We start from the raw sequence: 8,511 nt of genomic DNA, 5'->3' as shown, positions 1-8,511 counted from the left end.
CGCGCTCACAGACCCTCAACTGACGCTGATCAGGGCTTTGGCACCTAAATGGATACCCCTTTAGCAAAAACGCAGTGGATGCCATGGCGATGGCAGCGACGGTACGGCCTTTAGGCCGACGGCCAGAAGAAGGGTCGAGGGGCATAAAGTTTCCTTTGGCTGTTACAGCTTTCATGGTCGTATCGCTCGTAGCGCAGCTATAAAGCTGAGTTCTCCTCACGCGGAGATTCCACGGACTGGGTCCGCAGGCTCAGAGTGATGATTGCGGTTTCTGCGGAGCTTGGAACATTTCCAGGGGACTGACCGAGCGATACCCCTATGGGGGTCCGGGACGGAATAATAGGCACCCAGGCCCGCAGATTTTTGTGACAAGGAGGACGGCCTCTTACACAGACAAGGAGCTACGGCATCATTGAAGTCATCCTGGACTCATCCAGCACACCATCGATGTAGTCGCCAGCTCCCCGGTTCGACGTTGAGACCGAGGCCTCAGCGGCCACGAAATGTCACGTTGTCGTTAACCTCACGGGGCTGTCGGGGCTCCATCAAGGCTGCTAAGCACATGCGGATACCCATTCGGAATTATTTGGTTCCAGGTGGCAGCACGCAGGACAGTGCCGCCTGAGTGTTAGCCGACTGGTATGGGCGGACCGCGCAGAGAGCTGGGCCCGTTGCTTGGACTAGTTGCGGTGGGTGTCCACACGTCTTTGATGAGAGGGACATGCACCGGGAAGATCTTCACGGAAAGCTCTGGTGCGCCTCGGCCGGAGAGATTCAGCAAGGTGTGTAGCGCCTCGACCAGCTCGTCAGCACGGCGAATTGCCCCATAGGTGACAAGCAGGGCGCCACCATGCGCGACAAGTGCCGAGCAGTCGGTATTAGTCAGCAAAGTCTGTAGATGCCCGACAGTCTCAGTTCCCGCTGAGAGGCAAAAAAGCCCGTGCAGGAACATCTGTACGGTTAGAATCTCAGCAACGAGGCGTCGCCGAGTACGCGGGGCGAGGGCCAGCACGATGCAAAACGGAATCAAGACCGCAAAGCCGAAGAGGACAGCGCCAAGAGTCGGTGCACTGGAGACCGCCAGGCAGTGGGCGACGGCTGTGGAAGCAACTGCCACAAAGCTGATGATCACGCCACGGGCGGCAGGACTGCTGTTTTGACGATCGGAGGTCGGCTCGAACTTAGTATCGTGCACACAACCCCCTAGCTCAACAGTCGAGAGACATCTTACGTCTCCATGAATTCTACAAGATGTAGAACAAAAGTTCTCACCTCGGAACTTTTACCGAAACACCCCTCCCCTGGCATGCGGCTGGCTGGAGTCGACGAGTGCGGGGAGAGGCTCTATCGCCCGCCTTTCTCCCACAGTGGCCCGTGCGTGGAAGCCATAGCCTGTGCCTAACAGGTAAACCAGAGCCAGGCTCACGACTTTCATGAGTCGAGGGCCTGATCATCCCGGAACTGCCGACGACGCAATTGGCCCCTGCTCGGGCAGAATGGCAGGGGCCAATACGACCGGGCCCGCTCTTTCGTGGTGGCACACGGTAGGCGAACCCGTCAGGATTAGCCGATCACCGAGAGGAGATCGGAACAGGCCTGCTCGCAGCGCCGGCAGGCCTCGGCGCAGACGCGGCAGTGCTCATGCATGTCAGCGTGCTTTTCGCATTCGGCGGCGCATTCTGCGCATGCGGTCCTGCATGCTTCAAGCGCTGCCTTGACCGTCGTGAGGTTCTGCCCAGTACGGCGGCTAAGGATGTTGCCAGTCGTCGCGCAAAGGTCTGCACAGTCAAGATTGAGACGGATGCAGTCGCGCAGGTCGGTGACCATCTCTTCGGCCAAGCAGGCATCAGCACAAGCGGTGCAGGCCTGTGCGCATTCGAAACAGGCCGCAATACAGTCGGCCAGCTCCTGAACGCGAACATCAGTTGTGCCCTTGGGGTGTGTTTCGATCATTGAGGTTGTGGTGGCGTGCGTCATCTCTTGCTCCTTCATAGGCCTACCGGCGCCGGACGGCCCCGGCCTCCTTCGACGCTACTGACCAGTTGTGAGAAGGACAACAGTTCGGGTCTGAACTTCACGTAATCTTCATATCGGCGCGCACACGAGAGATTGTGCGCCATAGGTAGAGTCAAGAGACCACGGGGCCACGGCCCGTCAGAGCCGAGGCGAATGAGTCAACTCTGGTGCCAGTTGCCTGCTTGCCGAGGCGACGCACAGCAGACCCTGAGTCACGTGAGCTGGGAGGTGGTGAGGCAGGTCGGGTCGCCCTCACCGGTCGAGATCGGTACGGTCGATGTCAGGCCATCGTGTTCAATGGTGAGTTCCGCGTCCACGTCGCGTGGAAGCCACAGTCCGAAGAACCCGTTGTCGTGTGTTTGAACGGTCTCATCGAACAAGGCCTCTCCGGTGTCTTCGTCGACGACAGTCACCTCCAGTTCTTCGTTCCCCATCTCGCCCACGCACGTGGTCAAGCTGTGGAAGAAGCAGTCGTGGGTCTGGTACACGTAGGGTGCTACCGAGAGGTAGAACTCGTCCTCGGGCAGGGGCACCGATGATTCGTTGCCGTCCTCATCGATCATCACGACTTCTTCTGTCTCACCGGATGCGACAAAGTCGGTGGGGCGCTCATCCAGCGGCAGGCTTTCCAGTTCTTCGACAAGCTCACGTCCGGAGGCGTCCTCCAACCCGGAGGCTGACAGCGGAGCGTCACTGCCCCCAGACGTGGTTGAGGGGTCTTCAGATGAACATGCTGCAACAAACACCATCGCTGTCAGGGCCACAGCGGTCGTGCTGAATCGTCTGGTGTGACTGTTCCGGATCATGGTGGAGGTCCTCCTAGGTACTGAGGAGTTCGATAAGTTACTGGGAAATACCGCCGATGACTCAGAGGCTGTCGCGCATTTCTTCCATCTCTTCGATCTCTGCAGACTGGTCGGAGATGACGTTCTCCGAGAGTTCAAGGGCCTCCGGGTTCTGTCCCGCGTCGAGGTGGTCTTCTGCCATACTCACGGCACCTTCGTGGTGGATGATCATTTGGTCTAGGAACAGGCGGGACGCTTCGTCCCCCTCGGCAGACTCCAGATCAGCGAGGTCTTCCTCACTCATCATACCGTCGTGGCCACCATCGTCCAGCATGTCGCCGTGGTCGCCGTCGCCGTCGGGTTCATGGCCCCAAGTCTCAAGCCACGATTGCATCTGTTCAATCTCGGGCTGCTGAGCGGCTCGGATGTCTTCTGCCAACGCCGCGACCTCGGGATCGGCGTCATCGGTCTGCAGCAAGATGTCCGACATTTCCACCGCCTGCTCGTGATGAACGATCATCCCGGAGACGTACGCGACGTCGGCATCGTTGAAATCGCCATTCGCAGTCTCAGTTTGTTCGTCCTGTGCAGCGGGATCCTCGGCAGGTTCCTCGGTGTCCTGATTTGGCTCTCCGCACGCGGTGAGTGCGACAGATGCGGCAAACACGCTGACTGCTACAGCACTGAGTTTCGTCTTCATGCCTTGATCTCCTTAAAGTTGGTTCGCTCTCAAGTAGACATGAGGATCAAGCCGCCAGTCTTGCCAGAAGTGGGTCTTTCAGAGGATCTTTAGGAAAGTTAAACTCCCGCTTGATAAGGGGGTGTCGAAGCTCACGTGCCAGACGGCCACAGCCGCGGCGGCCTCAGAAGCATTTCCAGCGGCCCTCGGGTGACCAGCCGACGCCAGGTGAGCGAGAAAACTATAAGCGCGACAAGGATCAAGGAACTGATCACCAGCCCTTCAGGAAGGGTCGCAGGCCCAGGCCGGACCGCGAGGGCAAGAATCAGCAGATGACCCACGTAGGCAGTGAAGGCCAACTGCCCCAGCTTCACCAGGGGCTCCAGCCAGCTCTGGACGCAGCGGTCAGCAATCTTCAGGCATAGCCCCAGCACGAAGAGGGCCGCGCCAGTGCCTTCAACCAGCCACAGCGGCATCTGGGAATGAGCCACAGAGCTGATCAGCCGTTGCCAGACCAGATGACTGGTGGGTTCACCCATATAGGCGATGAGTGCAATCGAGATTGTCCTGGCTCCGAGGGCGCTGACCGCGCCCCACATGATGAGCCGGGTGCTCAAGAGCTGACTGGACAGGTCCCGCCGCCCAAGCCACATCCCGAGGAGGAACGGGGCAGCCCATACTGCCACGGGATAGGGCCCAGTGATGAAAGTGCCGGCCAACAGCTCCCATGGGGAATCGGTGACTGTCAGTGGATCCCGGTCGAAGGCCTTGTCGGTGCGTTCCTGAACCGCGAGCCACAGTATGGGTCCGAGCGAGGCACTGAATCCGGCAAGAACAAGCAGCACGCCCCCGGCGGCCCGAGTGAGAGGCAGCGCCACGATGAACAGGGCAGCGTAAGTCACTAGAATCACCAAGACGCCGTGGCCCAGGGCTTGAAGGAGCAGTCCGCCCACGAACAGCACCAGTGCCCGCCACAGGATAGGTCCCGCCGGTATTGGAGTTTCTCCGCTCCGCGCTCGCCGGGTCAGCAGGGAGAACCCAATGCCCCCTAAGAGCATGAACAACAACGAAGCCCGCCCGTAAGGGAGGCGGTAGAGCGTCTCGGCTAAGCTGTCTCCGCCGCGAGGCCCGACATTGACGACGATCATGCCCGCCACGGCGAGACCCCGAGCCGCGTCCAGCCCGGCGAGACGCCACGGGTCTGGCCTCTCGCTCTGCTCGAGGGAGGACGTGCTAGGAGGTGGCAAGCTCGCTCTCCCTGGCTCAGAATTCGGTCTTCGGTACGCGCGATCTCTTTCCGCGACCTTCTAGGCTAGACAACCGCCGTGGCTAAACGGCTCAATTAAGGGGCCCCTTGGTCGAATCTTCATTGAACCTTCATCAAACATCGAGGACGGCTGATCAGTTCTGTGCGTCAGTTACGACGCGGCAACTCCACTGTAAAGAGTGCACCATGCCCCGGTCCGCGACTCTCGGCCCTTACATTGCCGCCATGGGCTTCAACGATGGAGCGCACGATCGTCAGCCCGATACCGGAACCGCCGTGGGCGCGATCACGGGCGGTGTCGACACGGTAAAACCTTTCGAACAGGTGAGCAAGGTGCTCTGGCGCTACCCCGTGACCAGTATCTTCGACGCTGAGAAGAACCGTCGCTGAGTCGCTGCCGGTTCGAAGGGTGACCTGATCACCCGGTTGCGTGTGACGCAAGGCATTGTCTAGCAGGTTCGTCAGAACTTGTGAAAGGCGGTCACGGTCCCCGACCACCATGGCATCGCCGGCCTCTTCCTCAATCTGCAGATCGACATCACGCGCTGCGTAAAAGCTGCGGGCTTGTCCCTGCGCGAGGCTGACGAGTTCAGCGACCGAGACAGCCTGGGGCTCCATGCTCAATCGGTGTTCTTCGGCAGAGCTCACCAGTGAAACGTCCTCCGCGAGACGCTTGAGACGATCAGTCTGCTCACGCAGCATGGTCAGTGTTTCTGAATCGGCGGCCGCCACCCCGTCGAGCATCGCCTCCAGATAACCATCGACGGTGGCTACAGGTGTTCGCATCTCGTGAGCCAAGTCAGACAGAAGCCGCTTTCGAGTGTGTTCTGTCTCGTCGAGTTCCGAAGCCATTCGATTGAACGCCGAAATCATCTCGGTGAATTCTGCACCCATGGCGCCCTCTGGCACTCGGGCACTGTAATCGCCGTGCGCCACCTGAATCGCAGCGCTACGCACCTTGTTCAGGGTGCCTGCGATGCGGCGGGCAAGAAAGGCACTGACCAAAACGGACGCTACCCCGGCTGCAATCAGGGCCAACAACAAAGAGAGCTGCCACGATGCGTCGAAGGCCTCCTCAGCGTGCTTCACCACCTCTGGGTCCGGATTGGAAGTCTCAACCATAAGCATGTGCTCGTGGAATATCGCTGGTCCGATGGCAAGGGCCACGACCCAAGCTGTCAGAGCCCCAACCCCAAGGACAAGAATGGCAGCCAGAAGTATCCGGACCCCAAGCCTGGCGCCCCACGGTTGCCGGTCAAGCATCATTCGCCCGTCCGCAACTTATATCCCACGCCACGCACGGTATGAATGAAGCGAGGCCAAGCGGGGTCGTCGTGTATCTTTCGCCGGAGGTTGCCGATGTGCACATCGACCAAATGCTCATCTCCTATCCACTCTTCACCCCAGACTTGGGTAATCAGTTCGCGGCGGGACTTTGCGGTCCCGGGTTCAGTAATCAGGGCTGACAGCAGCTCAAACTCGGTCGGGGTCAACTCCACTTGGCTGTCGTCAAGCCACACTTCGCGCGCGTTCGTGTCCACCATCAGAGCTCCCGCCCAGTGCCGGTGCCTTTCTGCTGCCGACTCAGGACGCGACCGCCGCAGCATAGCGCGGACCCTCAGCACCAGTTCACGCGGGCTGAAGGGTTTAGTCACGTAATCATCGGCGCCCACCGACAAACCTATGAGCCGGTCCACCTCATCAGCGCGAGCCGTCAGCATGATCACATAGCAGTCTGAGAAAGTTCGGATCCGCCGGCACACTTCCACCCCATCCATCCCAGGCAACCCCAAATCGAGGACCACAACGGTCGGTTCAAGCTCAGCTACCATCTGCACCGCGTCAGGACCGTTACCGGTGGCCTCGACCCACAACCCGTCCCGGCGCAGATACTCCTGGACAAGGCGCACCAGCGGCGCCTCATCGTCCACTACGAGCACAGTTGGCAATTCAGTTCTCGTTCTAGAGGCCATTCCTAGACCATAGAGGAAGACCCCCGAACGCACGCCCCGCCCGATAGCTGTCCGAACCAATCAATCGCGAAAACTCAGCTGCGGATCGAAACAGCCTGACTTCAACACGCATTTCGTTACCTAATTGTGACAAAGATGCAGAACTGTTATAAAGTCTGTCTCGTGCTCGACAGAGGAGTTGAACCCTAGCGTAGCGCCCCACCAACCTGCGAAACCCTCAGCAACCACATCTAGGTGTTCGCAGAACTACCGCAACCCGCAGAAAGGCTTAAAACAAAGTGACTAACACAACTTCTTATGACTCGCGCCGTGCTCGCCGCCGCGCAGCCCGCAAAACTCGAGTCGGGGCCGATACGGCAGCAGCTGGACGCGCTACCGCAGCCGTCCTGGCCGCATCAGGCTTGGTGATCAGCACCGGTGTGGCCGCCAACGCCAACACCGAGTCTGAAGAAGGCCGCAACTCCGCTACCGTGCAGCTCAGCGCTTCGGAACTCAGTGTCGAACGGGCCTCCAACGTTGCTCCTCAGACAGTCACTGCCGCCCTCGAGACGGAGTTGACGTTTGAACGTCCCATGGTGACTTCCGAGCCAGCCCCAGAGCCCGAACCCGAGTCCGCCCCAGAATCAGTCTCCGAGCCCGCCCCAGAATCAGCCCCAGAGCCCGTTCCAGCGCCTGAACCAGAAACTGCGCTGGCGGCCACTCCAGATCCCGCTCAGGAACCGGTCGGTGAGTCTGGCCCGGCATCCCAGCAGAATTCCGCGCCTCAGCAACAGGAGCCTCAGCAACAGAGCCAGTCCAACAGTGGTCCCGCCACCTCAGGGAGCACCCAAGACCCGCCCTCGAACAATAATGGCGGCAGCAGCTCCGTGGTGAACGCCGCTTACGCCGGACTCGGAGTGCCGTATCTGTGGGGCGGAACCACTACTGCCGGCTTCGACTGTTCCGGATTCATCAACTGGGCTTACAACCGGGCAGGCCGCGGTGGGCTCCCCCGCACCACCTACGGCATGGAAGCCTCCCTCCCGCGAGTGTCCAGTCCCCAGCCCGGCGACATCGTTTTGGCCAACAACAGCACTCACGGTGGCATCTACATCGGCAACGGCCAGGTGATCTCCGCGACCGTGTCCAACGGCATCAGCGTTCACGACATCAATGCCGGATGGCACCAGGTCAACGCAATCCTGCGACCCGGAGGATAACCAGATCACACGGTAGACCCCAGTGTCGCGAGAGAGGCTCCAATCTATTGTGGTGCAAACAGATCTCTCCGTTGAAGCCATCCACAAAAAACTAGGCTTCGACCCGCAGTTGCGGATCGAGGCAGATCGGAAACGGTTTGCGGCCGCCGCCCTACGACAAGACCTTGCACGGCCTGGTGTTCCTACCAAGGCGCAAGCACGGGCCGTCCTGAACTTCGGCATGTCAAACTTGTTGACCCCTCGACAGCGAGGTGGCAAGACGTTCTACCGCCTTTGAGGCATGCTCAACACCGTACGGGACAGTCAGGGCGACCTCCAAGCACTCGTCGCGGACCAGCTTCCCTACAAGCGATACAACGAGGACATCAGAGATGTCGTAGCCACAGTTCTCGCCTTTCAACGCAACTGGGATGGAGGTCCGCATCCCTGCTCTCCTGCGGGCCACCCAGACCATCTGCAACGAGGTTGCGTGTTCAGTCGGGGAAGAGGTGCCAACTACGAGTTGTACTGTCGCAAGTAGTTGAGCAATCTACTAGTGTCCTGCGCCTTTAGTTCGTTGCATTAGTCGGCCGAGGGACTCAAGGATCTCTTC

The 8,511-nt window shown here is 59.8% G+C and carries 9 protein-coding genes; 1 reads left to right on the top strand and 8 read right to left on the bottom strand.

Annotated elements, in window-relative coordinates; genetic code table 11:
* Nucleotides 1-628: 628 nt before the first annotated feature.
* The 7 genes from GNZ21_RS10870 to GNZ21_RS10840 all read right to left on the bottom strand — a co-directional run bounded on the left by GNZ21_RS10870 (nt 629) and on the right by GNZ21_RS10840 (nt 6,678).
* Nucleotides 629-1,195, bottom strand: a complete 567-nt coding sequence (locus GNZ21_RS10870; RefSeq protein WP_157324230.1) for a hypothetical protein — start codon at nt 1,193-1,195, stop codon at nt 629-631.
* A gap of 368 nt (nt 1,196-1,563) precedes the next feature.
* Entirely contained in the window at nt 1,564-1,977 is a 414-nt protein-coding gene (locus tag GNZ21_RS10865) for a four-helix bundle copper-binding protein (protein ID WP_157324228.1), read from the bottom strand.
* 251 nt (nt 1,978-2,228) lie between these two features.
* Nucleotides 2,229-2,822, bottom strand: coding sequence for a CueP family metal-binding protein (locus tag GNZ21_RS10860; protein WP_157324224.1), 594 nt, complete (start codon nt 2,820-2,822; stop codon nt 2,229-2,231).
* Nucleotides 2,823-2,883: 61 nt separating this feature from the next.
* The gene (locus GNZ21_RS10855) at nt 2,884-3,501 is read right to left on the bottom strand and encodes a DUF305 domain-containing protein (RefSeq protein WP_157324222.1); all 618 of its coding nucleotides are present in this window, start codon (nt 3,499-3,501) and stop codon (nt 2,884-2,886) included.
* A 131-nt stretch (nt 3,502-3,632) separates the two neighbouring features.
* Entirely contained in the window at nt 3,633-4,727 is a 1,095-nt protein-coding gene (locus tag GNZ21_RS10850; RefSeq protein WP_157324220.1) for a DUF418 domain-containing protein, read from the bottom strand.
* Between the two features lie 167 nt (nt 4,728-4,894).
* Nucleotides 4,895-5,869 carry a sensor histidine kinase gene (locus tag GNZ21_RS10845; RefSeq protein ID WP_229659631.1) on the bottom strand — a complete coding sequence of 325 codons (975 nt, stop codon included), beginning with the start codon at nt 5,867-5,869 and terminating at the stop codon, nt 4,895-4,897.
* A 140-nt stretch (nt 5,870-6,009) separates the two neighbouring features.
* Complete coding sequence (locus GNZ21_RS10840) at nt 6,010-6,678, bottom strand: winged helix-turn-helix domain-containing protein (RefSeq protein ID WP_444980160.1); 669 nt, start codon at nt 6,676-6,678, stop codon at nt 6,010-6,012.
* Between the two features lie 320 nt (nt 6,679-6,998).
* Between GNZ21_RS10840 and GNZ21_RS10835 the strand changes: the two genes are divergently transcribed.
* On the top strand, nt 6,999-7,919 hold the full coding sequence (locus GNZ21_RS10835) for a C40 family peptidase (protein ID WP_157324216.1): 921 nt from the start codon (nt 6,999-7,001) through the stop codon (nt 7,917-7,919).
* A 223-nt stretch (nt 7,920-8,142) separates the two neighbouring features.
* On the opposite strand, the gene GNZ21_RS10830 is transcribed toward GNZ21_RS10835, so the two are convergent.
* Nucleotides 8,143-8,343 carry a hypothetical protein gene (locus GNZ21_RS10830; protein WP_157324214.1) on the bottom strand — a complete coding sequence of 67 codons (201 nt, stop codon included), beginning with the start codon at nt 8,341-8,343 and terminating at the stop codon, nt 8,143-8,145.
* Between the last annotated feature and the right edge of the window lie 168 nt (nt 8,344-8,511).

Origin of the sequence: Nesterenkonia alkaliphila (genome assembly GCF_009758175.1) — a bacterium.
Taxonomy (GTDB): Bacteria; Actinomycetota; Actinomycetes; order Actinomycetales; family Micrococcaceae; genus Nesterenkonia; species Nesterenkonia alkaliphila.
Note: the sequence above shows the minus strand (reverse complement) of the source record. Positions and strands in the feature narration are given on the sequence as shown.

What these genes read in the sequence shown, in the direction of transcription:
- GNZ21_RS10865 (WP_157324228.1), bottom strand. Translation starts at nt 1,977, where the DNA reads ATGACGCACGCCACCACAACCTCAATGATCGAAACACACCCCAAGGGC.
- GNZ21_RS10860 (WP_157324224.1), bottom strand. Translation starts at nt 2,822, where the DNA reads ATGATCCGGAACAGTCACACCAGACGATTCAGCACGACCGCTGTGGCC.
- GNZ21_RS10845 (WP_229659631.1), bottom strand. Translation starts at nt 5,869, where the DNA reads ATGGTTGAGACTTCCAATCCGGACCCAGAGGTGGTGAAGCACGCTGAG.
- GNZ21_RS10855 (WP_157324222.1), bottom strand. Translation starts at nt 3,501, where the DNA reads ATGAAGACGAAACTCAGTGCTGTAGCAGTCAGCGTGTTTGCCGCATCT.
- GNZ21_RS10830 (WP_157324214.1), bottom strand. Translation starts at nt 8,343, where the DNA reads ATGCGGACCTCCATCCCAGTTGCGTTGAAAGGCGAGAACTGTGGCTAC.